Source organism: Serratia oryzae, from assembly GCF_001976145.1.
In the GTDB taxonomy this organism is placed as follows: domain Bacteria; phylum Pseudomonadota; class Gammaproteobacteria; order Enterobacterales; family Enterobacteriaceae; genus Chania; species Chania oryzae.
Map to the genome: position 1 here is coordinate 86,979 of NZ_MOXD01000012.1, position 19,343 is coordinate 106,321.

12 protein-coding genes are annotated in these 19,343 nt (G+C 53.7%); 7 read left to right on the plus strand and 5 right to left on the minus strand.

The window, feature by feature from the left end; translation table 11 throughout:
• Positions 1-324: 324 nt before the first annotated feature.
• From BMI79_RS19045 to rlmM, 3 genes are read left to right on the plus strand one after another with little or no spacing between them, the layout of a single operon-like run.
• Complete coding sequence (locus tag BMI79_RS19045) at positions 325-1,242, plus strand: transcriptional regulator GcvA (RefSeq protein ID WP_076943674.1); 918 nt, start codon at positions 325-327, stop codon at positions 1,240-1,242.
• A gap of 31 nt (positions 1,243-1,273) precedes the next feature.
• A complete protein-coding gene (locus BMI79_RS19050; RefSeq protein ID WP_095996159.1) occupies positions 1,274-1,669 on the plus strand; it encodes a DUF423 domain-containing protein in 396 nt (131 codons plus the stop codon).
• The gene (gene rlmM / locus BMI79_RS19055) at positions 1,662-2,762 is read left to right on the plus strand and encodes a 23S rRNA (cytidine(2498)-2'-O)-methyltransferase RlmM (RefSeq protein ID WP_076943676.1); all 1,101 of its coding nucleotides are present in this window, start codon (positions 1,662-1,664) and stop codon (positions 2,760-2,762) included. Before BMI79_RS19050 ends, rlmM begins: the two co-directional genes overlap by 8 nt.
• A gap of 39 nt (positions 2,763-2,801) precedes the next feature.
• On the opposite strand, the gene xni is transcribed toward rlmM, so the two are convergent.
• From xni to queF, 3 genes are all read right to left on the minus strand, one after another.
• Complete coding sequence (xni, locus tag BMI79_RS19060; RefSeq protein WP_076943677.1) at positions 2,802-3,560, minus strand: flap endonuclease Xni; 759 nt, start codon at positions 3,558-3,560, stop codon at positions 2,802-2,804.
• Positions 3,561-3,618: 58 nt separating this feature from the next.
• Positions 3,619-4,971, minus strand: a complete 1,353-nt coding sequence (gene ppnN, locus BMI79_RS19065) for a nucleotide 5'-monophosphate nucleosidase PpnN (protein ID WP_076943678.1) — start codon at positions 4,969-4,971, stop codon at positions 3,619-3,621.
• Between the two features lie 215 nt (positions 4,972-5,186).
• Entirely contained in the window at positions 5,187-6,032 is an 846-nt protein-coding gene (gene queF / locus BMI79_RS19070) for an NADPH-dependent 7-cyano-7-deazaguanine reductase QueF (RefSeq protein WP_076943679.1), read from the minus strand.
• A 63-nt stretch (positions 6,033-6,095) separates the two neighbouring features.
• Here queF and syd point away from each other — a divergent pair, with 63 nt between their 5' ends.
• Positions 6,096-6,644 carry a SecY-interacting protein gene (gene syd / locus BMI79_RS19075; protein ID WP_076943680.1) on the plus strand — a complete coding sequence of 183 codons (549 nt, stop codon included), beginning with the start codon at positions 6,096-6,098 and terminating at the stop codon, positions 6,642-6,644.
• 620 nt (positions 6,645-7,264) lie between these two features.
• Here the strand turns inward: syd and BMI79_RS19085 are convergent.
• The gene (locus tag BMI79_RS19085) at positions 7,265-8,503 is read right to left on the minus strand and encodes an MFS transporter (protein WP_076943733.1); all 1,239 of its coding nucleotides are present in this window, start codon (positions 8,501-8,503) and stop codon (positions 7,265-7,267) included.
• Positions 8,504-8,667: 164 nt separating this feature from the next.
• Here BMI79_RS19085 and BMI79_RS19090 point away from each other — a divergent pair, with 164 nt between their 5' ends.
• From BMI79_RS19090 to pbpC, 3 genes are all read left to right on the plus strand, one after another.
• Positions 8,668-8,997 (plus strand): YqcC family protein, encoded by a 330-nt coding sequence (locus tag BMI79_RS19090; protein ID WP_076943682.1) that lies wholly within the window; start codon positions 8,668-8,670, stop codon positions 8,995-8,997.
• 213 nt (positions 8,998-9,210) lie between these two features.
• Entirely contained in the window at positions 9,211-15,204 is a 5,994-nt protein-coding gene (locus BMI79_RS19095; RefSeq protein WP_076943683.1) for an alpha-2-macroglobulin family protein, read from the plus strand.
• Positions 15,205-15,259: 55 nt separating this feature from the next.
• On the plus strand, positions 15,260-17,626 hold the full coding sequence (pbpC, locus tag BMI79_RS19100; RefSeq protein ID WP_076943684.1) for a penicillin-binding protein 1C: 2,367 nt from the start codon (positions 15,260-15,262) through the stop codon (positions 17,624-17,626).
• 63 nt (positions 17,627-17,689) lie between these two features.
• Here the strand turns inward: pbpC and BMI79_RS19105 are convergent, their stop codons facing one another.
• Positions 17,690-18,976 carry an alpha/beta fold hydrolase gene (locus BMI79_RS19105; protein ID WP_076943685.1) on the minus strand — a complete coding sequence of 429 codons (1,287 nt, stop codon included), beginning with the start codon at positions 18,974-18,976 and terminating at the stop codon, positions 17,690-17,692.
• Positions 18,977-19,343 lie beyond the last annotated feature (367 nt).

Here is a 19,343-nt window from a genome sequence, read left to right on the forward strand (position 1 = left end):
GACAGGGTAAATGTACAGGAAGTGAAAAACAGTAGCTTAGCTACCACGTCTGGATTGCCAGACAATTTGCAAACACAACATCACAACCACAAAGCCAAAAGTTCATGGGCGTCTTAGACACCCAATTCCTTTTCGTTCCGGCTCAGGAAGTGGTGCCACTATAGGTATTTACTGGCGCAGGCTCAACGGACAATTTATAATGGCTCGGATTAAAAAAACTAATGAAAATGGTGCACTCCGGCAGGCTCATTGCGTTATAGATAACGCTGCCTGATTTCTTATGCCGAATCATTCGGGAAATTGTTACACAAAAGTAGCTAATTCATGTCTAAACGCTTACCACCGCTTAATGCGCTACGGGTTTTTGACGCGGCAGCCCGTCATCTGAGTTTTACCAAAGCAGCAGAAGAGCTGTTTGTGACTCAGGCTGCGGTAAGCCACCAGATCAAATCGCTGGAGGATTTTCTTGGGCTGAAATTGTTCCGGCGGCGTAATCGTTCGCTGCTGCTGACTGAGGAAGGGCAAAGCTATTACCTCGATATCAAAGAGATTTTCTCTTCGATCAATGAGGCAACGCGTAAGCTTCAGGCGCGTAGCGCCAAGGGGGCCTTGACGGTGAGCCTGCCCCCCAGTTTTGCTATTCAGTGGCTGGTGCCGCGCCTTTCTGGCTTTAATTCAGCTTATCCGGGGATCGATGTCCGTATACAGGCCATTGACCGTGAAGAGGATAAACTGGCGGATGACGTTGATGTTGCGATCTTCTATGGCCGCGGCAACTGGCCGGGGGTACGTGCCGAGCGTCTGTATGCGGAATATCTGCTGCCGGTCTGTTCGCCAACGCTGCTAACGGGCGAACACGCGCTGAAAGTGCCGGACGATCTGGCTTATCATACGCTTCTGCATGATACTTCACGCCGCGACTGGCTGGCCTATACCCGGCAGTTAGGTTTGCAGCACATTAACGTGCAGCAGGGGCCCATTTTTAGCCACAGTGCGATGGTGGTGCAGGCGGCGGTGCACGGCCAAGGCATTGCGTTGGTCAATAACGTTATGGCGCAAACCGAAATCGAAGCCGGCCGTTTGGTGTGCCCGTTCAACGATGTGCTGGTCAGTAAAAATGCTTTTTATCTGGTATGTCATGACAGCCAGGCAGAACTGGGTAAAATAGCCGCCTTCCGCCAATGGATCCTGGCGCGTGCAGCCAGCGAGCAGGAAAAATTCCGCTTTCGCTATGAACAGTAAGGCCGGTTAACCTTATACAAGGTGAATAACGATGAGTAGTCGTTCTATGCTGATTTTTGCCGCTATCAGCGGCTTTTTATTTGTTGCTTTGGGGGCGTTTGGTGCGCACGTATTGAGCAATACGTTAGGGGCCAACGAAATGGCCTGGATACGCACCGGGCTTGAATATCAGGGCTTCCACACCTTGGCCATTCTGGCTTTGGCTGTTGCGATGTTACGCCAGGTCAGCCTGTGGTTTTACTGGAGTGGCGCGCTGTTGGCGTTAGGTATTCTGTTTTTCAGCGGCAGCTTGTATTGCCTGGCGCTATCTCACCTGAAGTTCTGGGTTTATGTTACCCCGGTTGGCGGCATGTGTTTTCTGATCGGTTGGGTATTGATGTTGATCGGCGCTTTGCGTCTGAGGAAAAAGGCCGAGCGCCATGAATAAGATTGCGTTGTACTGCCGCCCCGGTTTTGAAAAAGAGTGTGCGGCGGAAATTACCGATAAGGCCGCCCAGTTGGAAGTCTTCGGCTTTGCGCGGGTCAAAGAGAACAGTGGTTATGTGCTGTTTGAATGCTATCAGCCGGACGATGCCGATCGTCTGGCCAAAGAGATCGTATTCCGTGAGCTGATTTTTGCCCGTCAGATGATCGTAGTGGGTGAATTGCTGCGTGATTTACCGCCGGAGGATCGTGTCTCTCCGATTGTTGGCATGCTGATGGGCGTGGTCGATCGCGGTGGTGAACTGCGGGTGGAAGTGCCGGACACTAACGAAAGCAAAGAGTTGATGAAGTTTTGCCGCAAACTGACGGTGCCGCTGCGTGCCGCCATGCGTGAGCAAAAGGTGCTGATGGCGCGTGAAAACCCGACTCGCCCGGTGGTGCACGTATTCTTTATCGCTCCGGGTTGCTGCTATGTGGGTTATTCCTACAGTAACAACAACTCCCCATTCTATATGGGCATCCCGCGTCTGAAGTTCCCGGCAGATGCACCGAGCCGTTCTACGCTGAAGCTGGAAGAAGCCTTCCACGTATTTATTCCTGCCGACGAATGGGATGAGCGTTTAGCTAGTGGTATGCATGCGGTCGATCTGGGCGCCTGCCCTGGAGGCTGGACCTACCAACTGGTGAAACGCAGCATGATGGTGCATTCGGTCGATAATGGCCCGATGGCGCCAAGCCTGATGGAGACCGGCCAGGTGACCCATCACCGCGCTGACGGTTTTAAATTTGAACCGACCAGCAGCAAAATCTACTGGCTGGTGTGCGATATGGTAGAAAAACCGGCGCGTGTCACCAGCCTGATGATCAACTGGCTGCTCAAAGGCTGGTGCCGCGAGGCGATCTTCAACCTGAAGTTACCGATGAAGAAGCGCTATGAAGAGGTTTCTCAGAACCTGCAGAGCATTCGGGAAGCCTTGGCTGCCGCGGATATCAGCGCAGAAGTTCATGCCAAGCAGCTGTACCACGATCGCGAAGAGATCACCGTACACGTGCGCCGCATGTGGTCGGCGATTCCGGGCCGCCGCGACGAGCGTTGATTGTGCTTCTCCCCTTGGCTGTCTGTTGCGCCAAGGGGCTTAACGTACCGGTAACCGCAGTTGCTGCAGGTTGCCGGCCAAGATCAGGTCAGTGCGTAATGTGGCCACCTGTTTACTGATATAAGCCATCTCGCGGTGCTGTTGCAGTTTGCCGCGCCATTTCTCTGGCACCTGTTGCAAGTTGGCGAACAGGGCGTCGAGGCTACCTGCCTGTTGTAACAGCAAGACCGCCGTTTTAGGCCCGATACCTGTAACGCCGGGGATCTTGCTGCTGCTGATCCCCGCCAATCCCCAATAGTCTGGTAGCTGCTGCGGCAGCACGCCGAACTCATGTTGCACAAACGGCAGATCCAGCCAGCGTTTCTGAAAGTAATCACGGATTTGTATATTTGGCGCCAGTAACTGGCAATAGCCTTTATCGGTAGAAACGATAGTGACCTGATAGCCGCCGTTTGCCACCTTGGTTGCCAGCGTGGCGGCCAGATCGTCAGCCTCATTACCTGCCGAATGCCAGCAAGCGACGCCTAATGCGGCAAACGCCTGGCGCAGTAGCGGCATTTCCTGCTGCAGATTTTCCGGCATCGCTGAACGCCCGGCCTTGTAATCGGGCAGGGCTTGGTGACGCCAGCTTTCATGGCGATCGTCTTCGTCGAACACGGCGACCGCATGGGTGGGCTGGCTGTGCTGGAGCAGTTGCTGCAATGCGTTCTGACAGGCATTCAGGCATGGGGAACCCTGAGCTGCATGGATACGGCGAATCAGGTTCAGTGCGTCAACGATCAGTAAGTGTATTGGCATGGAGAGTAACAACGTCAGGAAAAAGAAGGGCGGCTGTCACGCCGCCCAGGATTGATGATCAGGCCACAATCTCGTAGCAGGGAACATAAGCCGTTCCCGGCAGCTTCATGCGGTGCTGAGCGACAAAGCCCTGCAGCAGGCTATCCATCTGCTTCATCATCTGCGTATCACCGTGCAGCTTGTAGGGGCCAAACTGCTCAATGGCATGAATGCCATTTTCCTTCACATTACCTGCCACGATCCCGGAGAACGCCCGGCGCAGCGCGGCTGCCAGCTGTTCTGCGGGTTGATTCGGATACAGGTTAAGGTTGGCCATGTTTTCATGGGTTGGCTCAAACGGCAGTTGCAGATCCGGTGCAATACGGATCGACCAGTTGAAGCTGTAAGCATCACCGCTATTACGGCGGTTCTCTTTCACCAGCGGCATCGCTTTCTTCATCTGACGGGCAACTTCGGCCGGATCGTCAATGATGATGGTGTAATGACGGCGCGCTTCATCACCCAGGGTGTTCATAATGAACTCGTCGAGCACGCGGAAGTAGTCGGCGCTTTCTTTTGGCCCGGTGAGGATCAGCGGCAGCACTTGCTCGCTGTTTTCCGGGTTCATCAGAATACCCAGCAGATACAGCAGTTCTTCCGCGGTGCCGACCCCGCCAGGGAAGATGATGATGCCGTGGGCGATACGCACAAAGGCTTCCAGACGTTTCTCGATGTCCGGCATGATCACCAGTTCGTTGACCAGCGGATTAGGCGGCTCTGCGGCGATGATGGAAGGCTCGGTCATACCGATAAAGCGGCTGTTACGGTAGCGCTGTTGCGCGTGGCCGACGGCGGCCCCTTTCATCGGTGCCTCCATGGCTCCCGGCCCACAGCCGGTGCAGATATTCAGCTCGCGCAGGCCCAATTGGCTGCCGACCTTGCGGGCATACAGGTACTCATTTTCGTTGATCGAGTGACCTCCCCAGCACACTACCAGGTTGGGATCTTCATCAAGGTGCAGCGTGCGGGCATTACGCAGAATAGAGAACACCAGGTTGGTGATATGGATGGAGTCTTCCTGAAAATGCTTGGCGCCGACGAGTTGACCATGCACGAACAGAATGTCGCGCAAAACGGCAAACAGGTTAGCCTGCAGTGAACGGATGATACGGCCATCAACGAAAGCGTCTTCCGGCGGGTTGACCAGTTCCAGCTTCACCCCGCGCTCACGGCGCAGCACGTTGATGTCAAAAGTCTCATAGCGGGACAGCAACTGTTTACTGCTGTCAGTCTGGCTGCCGGAGTTCAGCACCGCCAGGGAACAATTGCGGAATAAGCGGTAGAGATCGCTGCTGGCGGTGCGTTTTAGCATGTCGACTTCTAGCTGCGACAACAGATCCATCGAGCCCAGTGGGCTGATATGTGTAATCAAGGTCACTCCTTTACGCCCATCTAGGGGCGGTAATAATTCATACCGCAGCAGAACAGTTTGTCTATTCCCCTTTTGCACGCTGTGGTAAGAATTTTGAATTTCCTGCCAGAATGCCAAGCCAAATGGCGGACATTAGTGATTTAACCTTACCGCCGTCCCCAGGTTTTTACCAATAAAAACCACTCGTTAGCTCAGTTGTTGAGCACTGCCTCGCATTATTGGCGGGCTAGACGGCCACGAGCAGGTTCGAAGGGCACGTTGCTGCGCCATGGGTTGATATCCAGCCCGCCACGCCGGGTATAGCGAGCATAAACGCTCAGCTGTTGCGGTTGGCAGAAACGCAGCAGATCGTTAAAAATGCGTTCAACGCATTGCTCGTGAAATTCGTTGTGATGGCGGAACGAAACCAGGTAACGCAGCAGCGCTTCGCGGTTGATCTGTGGGCCACGATAGCGGATTTGCACAGACCCCCAATCCGGCTGATGGGTGATCAGGCAGTTGGATTTCAACAGATGGCTGACCAGCGTTTCTTCTACCTGTTGCTCGCCGGTGGCATTTTGCAGATAGCCAGCATTGAATTCGTAGTCGTCGATATTGATATCTTGCGCATCGATACATTCGCCAGCGAAATGGGCGATCGACGAGCCAGCGATCTGGTCGACATGGCATAAGGTAACGCTGACCTCCCCCTGTGCGCAGGCTGACAGATCGCGCTGCAGCGTATTGCGCACCGTTTCCCAATCAGGAAAGCGGGTCTGGTTAAAACTGTTGAGGTAGAGTTTAAAGCTTTTGGATTCGATCAGGCTGATGCTGCCCGCATCCAGGCTGATTTCGCCCACCGCGACCTGCGGCAGGCCTTTGGCGTTCAGCCAGGAAAGCTCATACAGTGTCCAGATATCTGCACCGTGGAACGGCAAGTTTTCAGGATACAGCCCCAAGGGCTCACGGTTCATACTGCGCGGAACCGCCTGCAATAACGCGGCATCGTAGTGATCCTGGTAAGCGGTCGGTTTACCCAGCGTCAGCGCTGACAGAGCCTGATGGTTTTGATAGGAGGACATAAGCTGTCACCTTGGTGTGAGAAAGGTACAATAGCCGCCAGTTTACCGTATGCGAGAAAAAATATGGACCATGATGTATCGCACGCATTGCGTGAATTTACCCAGCGTTATATCGAATTGTGGCAGCAGCAGCGCGGCCATGCCCCCGCAAGCCAGGAACTGTATGGCGTGGCCTCACCCTGTATCGTAGAAAACCGCGATGATGAGGTGTTGTGGCTACCGCAGCCGTTTCTTCCAACTGCCACTTTGGTGAAGGTGGAAAACGCTCTGGAGTTGCAATTGCGGCCAGATATCCACACTTTCTATACCCAGCAATATGCAGGAGATATGGGCGCACAGTTTGAATCGCAGCAAATGACGTTGCTACAGGTATGGAGCGAGGATGACTTTATCCGTTTACAGGAGAATCTGATTGGGCATCTGGTTACGCAAAAGCGTCTCAAGCTTTCCCCAACGTTGTTCTTGGCAACAACGGAATCGGAAATGACGGTGGTGTCGCTGTGTAACGTCAGTGGTAGTGTGGTGCTTGAACAATTCGGCAGCGATAAACGCACCGTTTTATCCCATTCGTTCACTCATTTCCTCAGTATGTTACGTCCAACGCTGAATTAGTTTTCCTTTTTGTATCGGGCGCTTGTGAGATATCTCTTACAAAGGCTGTAAGAGATCGCTTTTAATTTTTTCTGATGTCTGGCTTAGATTGGTCTTATTACCATCCAGATCAATCAGTTAAAATGGACTTGGCATAATCCTTCAATAAAGTTTGCTGTAATCCGTCTTACATGGCCTTGTGAAGAAGCAGGAATTAAGCGATCTTATGTCTACCGGATAGGAACGGTTTGGAGCAGGAAAGCATCAGGATGATGCGGCTTCAGGAAGAAGAAATGGATGCGCTCAGGAAGAGCGAACAAGGATTGCGTCAGGACGATGCTCAGGATGTTTCAGGATTGAAACCAAGGACACCTCCAGGACGGAGATTGAGAGCTGGCATAGGATGGCTGGTGGGTCAGGAAGACTTAGGAATCGCATCAGGAAGATGCTACAGGATATAGCAAGGATTGTTTGGTCAGGATGGCCGAAGGAAAAGTTTTCAGGGATTGAGCAGGGAGCACACTGTTTAGCTGGATTGCTATAAAACGAACCGGGGGCACTGTTAACGCAGTGCCCCCAATTTTTTCCCCGTTAGTTGATGCTCAACAATGTTTAACGTTGTTGAGCATTAACCTCCGTGATTAACCGATCGCCCCCAAGACATCGCCCGTACTCTGCTTCTTCGGCAGCAGGAATAAGGTGGCGTAAATATCCAACAGATAAATACCCGCCAGCAGGCTGATGGCTGCCGTAAAGGAAACCTGAGTCACCAGCACGCCAATCACTAGCGGCCCAAGGCCACCAACGCCACGCCCCAGGTTGAACAGGATATTTTGCGCTGTAGCACGCGCCTGTACCGGGTAAGTGTCGGAAATCAAGGCACCGTAGCCGCCAATCATGCCGTTGACAAATACCCCCATCAGCGCACCGGCAAACAGCATCAAGGTTGGATCGCTGAGCTGGGCATAGCAAATGACCATCACGACGGCACCAATCTGGTAGCTGACGAAGATTTTCCAGCGTGGGAAGCGGTCAGCTAATACCCCAAACAGCCAAATGCCAAAGGTCATGCCGAGCACCGTGACAGCGGTCCAGATACCGGACTTGGTCAGCGAAAAACCAAAGTTTTTTGCCAGATAGGTTGGCATCCAAATCATCAACCCGTAATAACCGAAGTTCTGTACCGAACACAGGATGAAGATCCCCAAGCTGGCTTTACCTGTTGCACGATCCTTGAACAGCAGTTTCACGCGTTGAGTGAAGGACAGATGTTGTTCACCAGCCAACTGTTGTGCAAATTCTTTGGGCTCGCCCATAGTGCGCCGGATAAAGAAAGAGACCAGCGCTGGCAGCAGGCCAACCAGGAACATCCCGCGCCAGCCGATATAAGGCAGTAAGAGCGGGGTGAGGAAGGCGGCGGCCAGCACGCCAAGCTGCCAGCCCATGCCGACGTAGGCTGAAGCGCGGTTGCGTTTCTCTGCTGGCCAGGCTTCGGCGATCAGTGCCATGCCGATACCAAATTCACCGCCCAGTCCGATGCCGGCTAACGTACGGTAAGCGAGCAGATCCCAGTAACCGACTGCGATAGCGCACAGGCCGGTAAACAGGGAAAACATCAAAATGGTGAGGGTCAGAATGCGGATGCGGCCGAAACGGTCGCTGAGGTGGCCGAAGATCACACCACCAATCACTGCGCCGATCAGCGTCCAAGTGACCAGTGAACCGGCTTCCGATGAGGTCAGGCCCAATTCAGAGGTGATCACCGGCAGCATAAAGCCGAGTATCAGCAAATCGAAGCCATCCATTGCATAACCGGTAACCGAAGCCAACATGGCTTTACCGGGTGTCGCATGATTTTTTGTTGATGAGATTGCGGACATATCTTTCATCTGTGTGGTTTTGAGTGAGCGTATTGTGCCGTGTCACGTGCGGTGCCACCAGATAAAATGTGCAGATATCGTTAACTCAGCGGAGTTGGGCGTCGCATGGCTTAAATGCTATGCTTTCGCGCTGATAATCAGGGCCACAGATTTTGGGAATGTCGATGAATAGAGAAAACCAGGTTCGCCAAAGTTTACAGGCGATTGAACGAGCCATGCAGGATTTGGCGCTGTGGCAGGCGGCACCGCCTGAACCTGAGGCTTTTTTCAGCACGGAACCTTTCTGCGTAGACAGCATGCGGGCAGAAGAGTGGCTGCAGTGGGTGTTGCTGCCGCGGATGATGGCGTTGCTGGATGCCGGAGCAGCATTACCAACGCGTTTTATGATTGCACCTTATTTTGAAGAAGCACTGAAGGATAAACAGCCAAACTGCATGCCGCTGCTGGCGTTGCTGCAGCATCTGGATTCGTTGCTGAACAATCCACCAGGGTAATTTGCGTAGCGCCTCGACTTTTTGCCATTACTTACAAGACCAGTGGGGAAATCCTGGTGAAAAATGCAGCTAAATTTCTTGATGACAGATAGACTGGATAGTCAGCTCACTTCGCTGCATTTATTCGTTTGCACAGTGGTTGTATTTAACACGTGAATTAAAGCGTTAGGCTGTTTTCTGGGTGTTGATCCGGGATCATAAGGTGCTGCAATAATGGATTTATTAAGGTTCATCCTTCGTCTGCCCTTTACTTTGGTAAAAGGCGTGTTTCGCCTGCTGGCTTTTATTCTGGGATTGCTGGGGCGGCTGTTCAAGCCGCTAATTGGCAATGTGAGCTGGAATGCTCCTGCCTGGATGATGGCGCTGTCAGGCGGCCTGAAGCGCGCTTTCCTGCGTTTGGAAAGCGGGGTGGATAAATATCCAAAAGCCATCAGCCTGGCGCTGGTGGTGTTATTGTGCGTAGCCGGTGGTGCGTTCTACGGTTGGAACTGGTGGCTGAACCGGCCGCAGCCGATTGAGCCTGCACCGATGGTATATCAGGAAACCAGCGTGAAGGTTTCCGATCCTGAACTCATTAATTATGCACTCGCGAAGCCCACACCGCAGGAAGTGGTGCTCGCTTTCCGCAATTCGGTCGCACCGCTGACCGATGTGGGTAAAGTGGTGGAAAAAGGGGTGACGCTTAGCCCGGCCATCGAGGGGCAGTGGCAATGGCGCAATGCCTGGACTTTGGTCTTTACGCCGAAAAATCCGTTGCCGATGGGCGCTAAATACGAGATTAAGCTCGATCCTGCCGTGCTGCTGGCCCCGCAAATTAAGCTCAATGACACCCGTTACAGCGTCAACGTACCGGCGTTCGGCTATCAGTTGGGGCAGGCTGAATATTATCAAGATCCGCAGGATCCACAAAAGCGCAGCGCTATCTTTAACGTAAAATTCAATGCGCCCGTGGATGTGGCCAGTTTTGAAAAACAGATCGCGCTGGGGCTGACGGAAGCCAAGGGCAAATCGGAAAAGAAACTGAATTTCTCTTTGGTCTATGACGAGAAAAAATTGAATGCCTGGGTGCATTCAGAAGCGCTGAAAGCGTTGGATCACGGTGGTTCGGTGCATCTGACGATTGGTCAGGGGGTTAAATCGGTGGTGCCTGCCAATGCCACCGCGGAAACCAAGGATAACTGGGTCTCGGTACCAACGCTGTATAGCCTGGTGGTGAAAGATGCCAGCGCGCAGGTGGTGGATGCTGATGGTGCTAAAGGCCAGCGTGCGCTGATCGTCGCCTTCAGCGATGCGGTGAAAGATAGCGATGTTGGCCGTGCGGTCAAAGCCTGGCTGCTGCCGCAGCACGGCCTTGATGAGACAGAGGCCGAGCAGGATCCGAACCAGTTTTATCGCTGGAGTGTCCAGAGCGTTGATAAGAAGGTGCTGGCGCAGTCAACGCCGCTGAATCTTACGCTCAACGAGGCGGAAGAAAGCTATCAGTCGCAGTTCAGCTTCAAGTTCGAGGCGCCCGCACACCGCTTTATGCTGATCGAAATTGATGATCTGATGACTTCATCCGGTGGCTATAAAATGCCGGAAAAGGTTTATCGCATCGTCGAAGTGCCAGATTATCCAAAGTCCTTGCAGTTTATGTCGCAAGGCTCGCTGCTGTCGGTCAACGGTGACAAGCAAATCAGCGTAGCGGCTCGCAACGTGTCGGGCCTGCGTCTGGATATCAAGCGGGTGATCCCAAGCCAGTTGCAACACATTGTCTCTTTTAAAAGCCAGGAATACTCGTCGGCGCAGTTTAATCAGCTTAATGACGAGTATTTTACCGAGCACTTCCAGTACCAGACGGTGATCAATAATGATCAACCGGGTGAAGTGAACTATCAGGGTATCGATCTCTCACGTTATCTCTCTACCAGCCCCGATTCCCATCGCGGCGTATTTTTATTAACGCTGTCGGAATGGCAACCGGAGAAGAAAAAACAGCCGCAGGCTGCGGAAGAAGAGGACAGTGAGCAGAGTGAAGAAGAAAGCGATAATGCGCCAAGCGTAGGGGACTCGCGCTTTGTCGTGGTGACCGATCTGGGGATTATTGCCAAACGTTCTCAGGATAAAACGCGCGACGTCTTTGTGCAGTCGATCCACAGTGGGGCACCGGTCAGCAATGCCAAAGTGTCGGTGATCGCCAAAAACGGTGTGGCACTGCTCAGCCAAACGACGGATGCCAACGGGCATGTCCGCTTCCCGGCGTTGGATGTGTATACCAACGAGCGTAAGCCGGTGATGTTCCTGGTGGAAAAAGAAGGTGATGTCTCCTTCCTGCCAACCGGTGACTATAACGATCGCGGGCTGGACTTCTCGCGTTTTGATATTGCAGGGGAAGAAACGCCGGTCGATCCGCGCACGTTGAACAGCTACCTGTTCTCCGATCGGGGTGTTTACCGGCCGGGGGATACTTTTAATATCGGTTTGATTACCCGCGCTGCCGACTGGGGCGTTGCTTTGGCCGGTGTGCCGGTGCGTGCCGAGATCCGTGATCCGCGCGATAAGCTGATGACCACGGTGCCGTTGACTCTCGGCAACAGCGGTTTCAACGAACTGAGTTATACCACCGATGAGAACGCACCGACGGGGGAATGGAACGTCTACCTGTACCTGATCGGCAAGAATAATGACACCACGACATTACTCGGCCATACCGCCGTGAACGTGAAGGAGTTCGAGCCCGATCAGTTAAAGGTGAAGCTTGAACTGACGCCGAATCGCCAGCAAGGGTGGGTGAAACCCTCCGAGCTGCAGGCGAACATTGATGTGCAGAACCTGTTTGGCACGCCAGCGCAAGATCGGCGGGTCACCTCAAAACTGACGCTGCGGCCGATGTACCCGAGTTTTGATCAGTTCCCAGATTACACTTTCTACGAGAATCGCCAGAACAGCGATGGTTTTGAAACTGAACTGGAAGACAGAACCACCAATGAACAGGGGATGGCGAATATTCCGCTGGATCTGAAATCCTATGCGGATGCCACTTACCAACTGCAGTTGTTGTCTGAAGCCTTTGTTGCAGGTGGCGGGCGTTCTGTTGCCGCCACTGCCCGGGTGCTGGTGTCACCTTATGATTATCTGATCGGCGTGAAGCCGGACGGGGATTTAGGCTACATCAGCCGTGACGCGGTTCGTCACCTGAACGTGATTGCTGTCGATCCTGCGTTGAAGCAGATTGCATTACCCGATCTGAAACTGGTGCTGATCGAACAACGCTATATCTCGGTGCTTACCAAACAGAATTCCGGGGTTTACAAATACCAGTCGAAGATGAAGGAAGTTCAGCTTTCCGAGCAGCCGCTGGCGCTCACTGAACAGGGTAACGATCTGGCGCTGGCGACTGATAAGCCCGGCGACTTTGTGCTGGTGATTGAAGATGCACAAGGCAAAGTGCTCAATCGCATTGCCTATAGCGTGGCAGGCAATGCCAACCTCAGCCGTTCACTGGATCGCAATGCCGAACTGAAGCTGAAACTGAACCAGGCGGAATATCAGCCAGAGGAGGAGATCGAAGTCTCGATCAACGCCCCATATACCGGCAGCGGCTTGATTACTATAGAGAAAGATCGGGTGTACGGCTGGCAGTGGTTCCATAGCGATACCACCAGTTCGGTACAAAAAATCCGCGTCCCTGCCGGGATGGAAGGTAACGGTTATGTCAACGTGCAGTTTGTGCGTGACGTGAATTCCAGCGAAATCTTTATGAGCCCGCTGAGCTATGGCGTGATGCCATTTAAAATCAGCACGCGTGCCCGCCAGAACAACCTCGAAGTGTCGGCTCCAGCGGTCATCAAGCCGGGTGAGAATCTGGCAATGACGGTGAAAACCGACGGCCCGCAGCAGGTGGCGTTGTTCGCCGTAGATGAGGGTATTTTGCAGGTGGCGCGCTATCGCCTGAAAGATCCGCTGGAGTACTTCTTCCGCAAGCGGGAACTGAGGGTGGAAAGCTCGCAAATCCTCGATTTGATCCTGCCGGAATTCAGCAAGCTGATGGCGCTGACGGCGGCACCGGGCGGTGACGCCGGTGAGGGGCTGGATCTCAACCTGAATCCGTTCAAGCGTAAGCGCGATAAGCCGGTTGCCTACTGGTCAGGGATTACCGAAGTGAACGGTGAGAAACAGTTCGACTATCCGGTACCGGACTACTTCAACGGTAAAATCCGCGTGATGGCGATTTCGGTCACGCCGAACAAAATCGGTAAAGCGCAAACCTCCGCAACGGTGCGGGATAACTTTATCATGACGCCGAATGTGCCTTCGATGGTGGCTCCGGGAGATGAATTTGATGTCAGCGTGGGGGTCAGCAACAACCTTGAAGGGCTGAATGGCCAAGCCGTGGCGGTGAGCATTCATCTGACGCCGCCACCGCAACTGGAAGTGGTTGGTAACGCAGAGCAAAGCCTGCCGTTGGCTGAAAAGCGCGAAGGGGTGGTCAGTTTCCGCCTGCGTGCCAAGTCTGCACTCGGTGATGCGCCATTGGTGTTTGATGCGCGCTATGGCGACAAAGCCAGCCGCCGTACCATCAGCACTTCGGTGCGCCCAGCGATGCCTTACCGCACGCAGTCGGTGATGGGCAGGATAAACGGCAGTAGCCAGAATGTCGACAACCTGCGTCAGATGTTCGATGCCTATGCGCAGCGCAGAGCGGCGGTTTCTTACTCGCCACTGGTGCTGACCAGCGGCTTGGCGCAATATCTGGCGGACTACCCGTATTACTGCTCTGAACAGATTGTCAGCCGTTCAATTCCGCTGATGCTGCAAGGCCAGCACCCTGAAATGAACAGCAGTCTGAGCCAGGCGGAAGTCAGTAAGCAGTTGAAGAACCTGCTTGGCGTACTGCGTTCCCGCCAGAATGACAGTGGGGCTATCGGTGCCTGGCGTTCATCGCCGGATGCCGATCCTTTTGTGACGCCGTATGTGGTGCAATATCTGCTGGAGGTTAAAGCGGCGGGTTATGCGTTACCGGCCGGTATGCTGGAGGAGGCTAACGGTGCCTTGCGTGAGCTGGCCGCCAGCAGTTACGAGGATCTCTATGACCTGCGCCTGCGTGCCTGGGCGGTTTACCTGCTGACGTTGCAGGGGGAAATCACCACGAACTCCCTGGCCTCGGTGCAGGATACGCTGCAGAAACTCTATCCAGAGAGTTGGAAAACCGATCTGAGCGCGCTGTATCTGGCTTCGTCTTACCGCCTGTTAAAAATGGATGATGAGGCCAATGCTCTGTTGCAACCAAGCTGGAATCAGCTCAGCAAAGCTTATGACAATGCCTGGTGGACGCAGAATTATTTCGATCCCCTGGTGCAGGATGCTACGCGGTTGTATCTGATTACCCGTCACTTCGCGGAAAAAGTGTCGGCTATACCTGCGCAGGTGCTAGAGAACATGGTCAGGGCGCTGAGAGAAGAGCGTTATACCACTTACTCTTCTGCCATGAGCATTCTGGCGCTGGAGAGTTATTCGGCACAGGTAACGGCGCAGTCTGCCTCGGCGGAGACGCTGAAGATCACGCAAACCAGCAAGCGTAGCGGTGTCGATCCTCAGATCATTTCAACGCTGGAAGGGCGGTTTATCAAAGGGCAGTTTACTGCGGATGCGCAAGCGATCCACTTTGAAAATACCCGCGATGCACCAGCCTGGTATGTGGTAACGCAGGCCGGTTACGATCTGGCTGCGCCACAGAAGGCAATTTCGCGTGGCCTGGAGATCGCTCGCGATTACACCGATGAACAAGGTAAACCGCTAACGCAGGTGACGCTGGGGCAAAAAATCAATGTGCATCTGAAAATCCGCGCCAACTCGAAAGAGGGGCAAGATAATCTGGCGATTGTCGATCTGCTCCCGGGTGGTTTTGAGGTCGTGCAGCAAACGCCCCCGCCGCCGGAAACAGAAGGCGAGGGCGCGGGGAATAATGATGCTGACGCTGGCTGGCAGTCGCCGCTGGCGGCATCAGGCTCCACCTGGGCACCGGATTACAGCGATATTCGCGAAGATCGGGTAATCATTTACGGCAGCGCCACGACAGATGTGCAGGAGTTTGTTTATCAGATCAAAGCCACCAACACCGGAAGTTTTGTGATCCCGCCTGCTTATGGCGAAGCCATGTACGATCGTGAAGTACAGGCGCTTTCGGTCAGTAACGGTAAATTGGTTGTTGTACCAGCGAAAAACTAATAAACCACCATTCCCCTGCCGTGTGGCAACGGCGGGGGAGGGGGCTGAGTGGTAAATGAAAATCCTTCCTGATTTCTCAGCGGCAGTCAAACGCGGGTTGCAGAATATTTTGATGGCGATCGTGCTGTTGGCGCTGTTGTTCCTTGGCATGCGGCTCTGGCAGCACCCGCCGCTTTCCCAAGGTGTGCCTCTCTCTTCGGTGTATTACGATCGCCAGGGTGTGCTGATGCGTATCACGCTGGCGAATGACGATCGCTACCGTTTGTGGACACCGTTGGAGCAGATCTCTCCGCTGGCAGTGCGTGGCATTTTGCTGCATGAAGATCGCTGGTTCTATTACAACCCTGGTTTTAACCCCGTCAGCCTGGTGCGTGGTTTCTGGCGCAGCTATGTGGCCGGGGGCAAAATGCAGGGGGGCTCAACCATCACCATGCAACTGGCGCGAATGCATTGGCACCTGAATACCCGTACACCGAGCGGTAAATTGATGCAGATAATGCGCGCCGTGCAGTTAGAGCTGAGCTACTCCAAGCGCGATATTTTGGAAGCCTACCTGAATTACGCCCCTTATGGCCGCAATATTGAAAGCATCGGTGCCGCCAGCCTGATTTACTTCGCCAAGGCACCACAAGATCTGACGTTACCGGAAGCGCTGACGCTCTCCGTTTTGCCACAGTCGCCCAGTTACCGAATTGACGCGAAAACCGGCGTGCTGGGTAGTGCCCTAACGCAGGCACGTAATCGCCTATTCCAACGCTGGCAGGGGATTTATGCCACCGACAGCAGTCAGCAAGCCTTGTTCCAGTTGCCATTCGCGCTGCGCCAACCGGAGCAGATGCCATATATTGCTCCGCATTTTATTGAACAACTGCGCCAACAGAATCAGCAACTGGTTCAGCGCAATACCCGTATCGACACCACGTTGGATGCAGGCCTACAGCGGTTGATTGAAAAGCAGGTGAGCGCGTTCATTGCCCGTAATCAGAGCCGTGGGATCCATAACGCCTCGGTATTGCTGGTGGATAGCCGCGACATGGGCGTGCGTGTGCTGGTGGGCTCTGCCGATTATTACAACCCTGAGATCCAGGGGCAGGTGAACGGCACCAACGCCAAACGCTCGCCGGGCTCCACGCTTAAGCCGTTTATTTATGCGCTGGGTATGGAACAGGGGGTATTGCACCCGATGACCATTCTGAAAGATGTGCCTTCGTCATTTGGTGCTTATGCACCGGAGAACTTTGATCGGCGCTTTCTGGGGCCGGTCACCGCGACGGATGCGCTGAATTTCAGCCGCAATATTCCAGCGGTGTATGTGGCTTCGCAGCTGCGGCAGCCGACGTTCTATCAGTTTTTGCGTTTGTCCGGTGTGGCTAACATGGCCAGTGAGAACCACTACGGGCTGTCGCTGGTGTTGGGCGGTGGCGAAGTCACTTCACAAGAGCTGGCAAAACTGTATGCGTTATTGGCAAATCGTGGCGTACTGCGCCCGCTACGGATGCAGAAAAGTGATGTTTCCCCCCAACCGGTGCGGCTGCTGAGTGAAGAGGCCAGTTTTATTACTTTGGATATGCTAAGGCAGCACCGCCGGCCAGGTGATACGCTCGCGCAGCGTTCTTCTTCGCTGCCGGTTTATTGGAAAACCGGCACCTCCTGGGGATTTCGTGACGCCTGGAGCATAGGTGTTTTCGGGCCTTACGTGCTGGTGGTCTGGGAGGGGAATTTTGACGGCAAAGGCAACAACGTGTTTGTCGGCGCTGACGCCGCCGCCCCGCTGTTTTTCAATATTATCGACAGTGTGATGGCCAGCTACCCAGCGCTGCAGGAGCCGAAATACCTGCGGCCAAAACAGCTTAAGCGGGTGGATATCTGTTTGGCCAGCGGTAATTTGCCGACACCATGGTGCCAGCAAAAAGGGAAAACCTGGTTTATCCCCGGCAAGTCGCCGATTAAGGTAGATACGGTGTATCGCCCGGTAGTACTGGACAACCAAAGCGGTGAAGTGGCTTGCCCGCCCTATGATGAAACACAAACCCATACCGAGGTGTTTGAGTTCTGGCCTTCCGATCTGGCAAACGTATTTGCGCAGGCAGGTTTACCAAAACGCGCTCCTCCTGTGAACCGCTGTAAGGATATCGGCGTTGCCGTCAGCGGCAATCCACCGCGCATTACTTCACCGCTGAAAAATACCACCTATACCTTACGGCAGTCGCAGCAAGGGCGTGACAAAATCGCTTTTAATGCCGTGACCGATGCCGACAGTAAAACGGTGTACTGGTTTGTGGATGATATTTATCTTGGCAGCAGCGCCAGCAAAACCGCGATCGACTGGCACCCGATCAATAACGGTCAATATCGCATCAGGGCGGTGGACGAGCGTGGGCGGGCGGATAGCCGGATGATAACGATTGAACTGGTGAACTGACCGGCGCAACGCAAGAGAAATCCCCATTACGGCATCCTTCTTGCGCGCTACCGCTGGCTACAGCTACACGCAGAGCACGCCAGCTTTCTGCGCCATGCTTTGCAGGTGACCAAACACATTGCCGACGCGCAAACCGTTGTGCTCATATTCATTGGTGATCCACGGGGTCAGATTGCCTACTTGCTGCGCGGTTTCCAGCGACAGCCGCACATCGACATACATATCGCTGAAGTACACGGCGGCGAATACCGGTACCTGATTTTCGAGCAAGCGTTTGCTGTTATACAGCGGTGACCAGACCCGGCGTTCGGCCAATAGCTTGACGGCACCGTTGAAAGGGCGCAGTGCTGCGATGTCGGTAAACATCCATGGGTAGATCATCTCACCGGTCAGATAGAGAGGCCGGCGGTCTTCAGCAAAAGCATCAAAATTATGCCGCAGGCGCTGTGCCGCCCAATTGGTGGCCTTATCTTGTGCGTAGATACTTTCATGCAGCACGGCAAACAGCGGATTTTCCGCATAGCTGGTGAGTGTCATGACCTGTGACAGGAAAGTATCGCTGAACTGCCCGTCGGGATTAAAGGCCTCGTCGAACAGCCACAACAGCCGCTCATAACCTTCGCTCATGCCAAGATCGATGCCCAGGCTCTGCAAGCGCTTAACGGTCAGGCGATCGCCATCGGGCAGCAAGATTTCCTGTTGTTCAAGCCGATCGGCGATGTAGCCTATCAGTTCTTCAAGGTGTGGATAGCGCTGATAGAAAATCCGGTTTTTCGCCACCACCTGCGGATAGGTATGCGCATAAACCTCATCGGCATCCGGCTGCAGGCTGGCAAGGCCACCGGTCATAAAACAGGTGTGCAATCCTTCAGGTGCCTGGGAAAGGTAAGTCAAGGTAATAAAGCCGCCGTAACTTTGCCCAAGCGTGCTCCAGGGGCGATCGCCAAAGCAGTTTTTACGCAGATACTCTGCATCAGCCACAATCGAATCTGCCCGGAAGCAGGAGAGATAATCGGCTGCCTGCACGTCAGTGAGCCCGGCGATACTCTTGCCTTCAATCCGGCTGCTGCGTCCGGTTCCGCGCTGATCGAGTAAGATCACACGGTAGGTTTTCAGCGCTTCGGCGATCCAACTGCTGCGGGCAGTGGGGCGCGGGCTTTTCCCTCCTGGGCCCCCTTGGAGAAACAGCAGGCAGGGTAGCTGTTCTTCACGGCGTGTAGGATCCACCAATTCGCGAGCAAAAACCTCAATGGTGCGCGTATCCTGGTTGTCGAACCATTTTAACGGAACTTGGATGATATGCTCCCGCACCCAAATCGCAGGTAGCAAATACTCACGTTCAACAGTCATGTTATCTCCTTCCCTATATCTGTCCTTTTCTCACTTTTCTGTCGCTATACACTGCAAACGGTGTTTCACGAAGAGGATATCGGCTAGCGTTATCCTATTGGATAAAAAGGCTCTTTTTCTGGTGGAAATTAGGGTAAGAACTGCAGGTGCTTTTTTTATTCTACTGATATACCTGACCGAAAAGTCAGTTTTACTTGATTTGCAACATGTTTGTTTTACCTACAGGTGGGAACAGGTTTTATCAAACGGCTCAGGTTATAAGCACAAAGTATGAACATAACTCGCGAAGACGGATCTGTGCTAGCAGGTTAATGCGATGTAAAACGATCGCCATCACAATATTGATGATAGCTTTTCGTACTCGCCT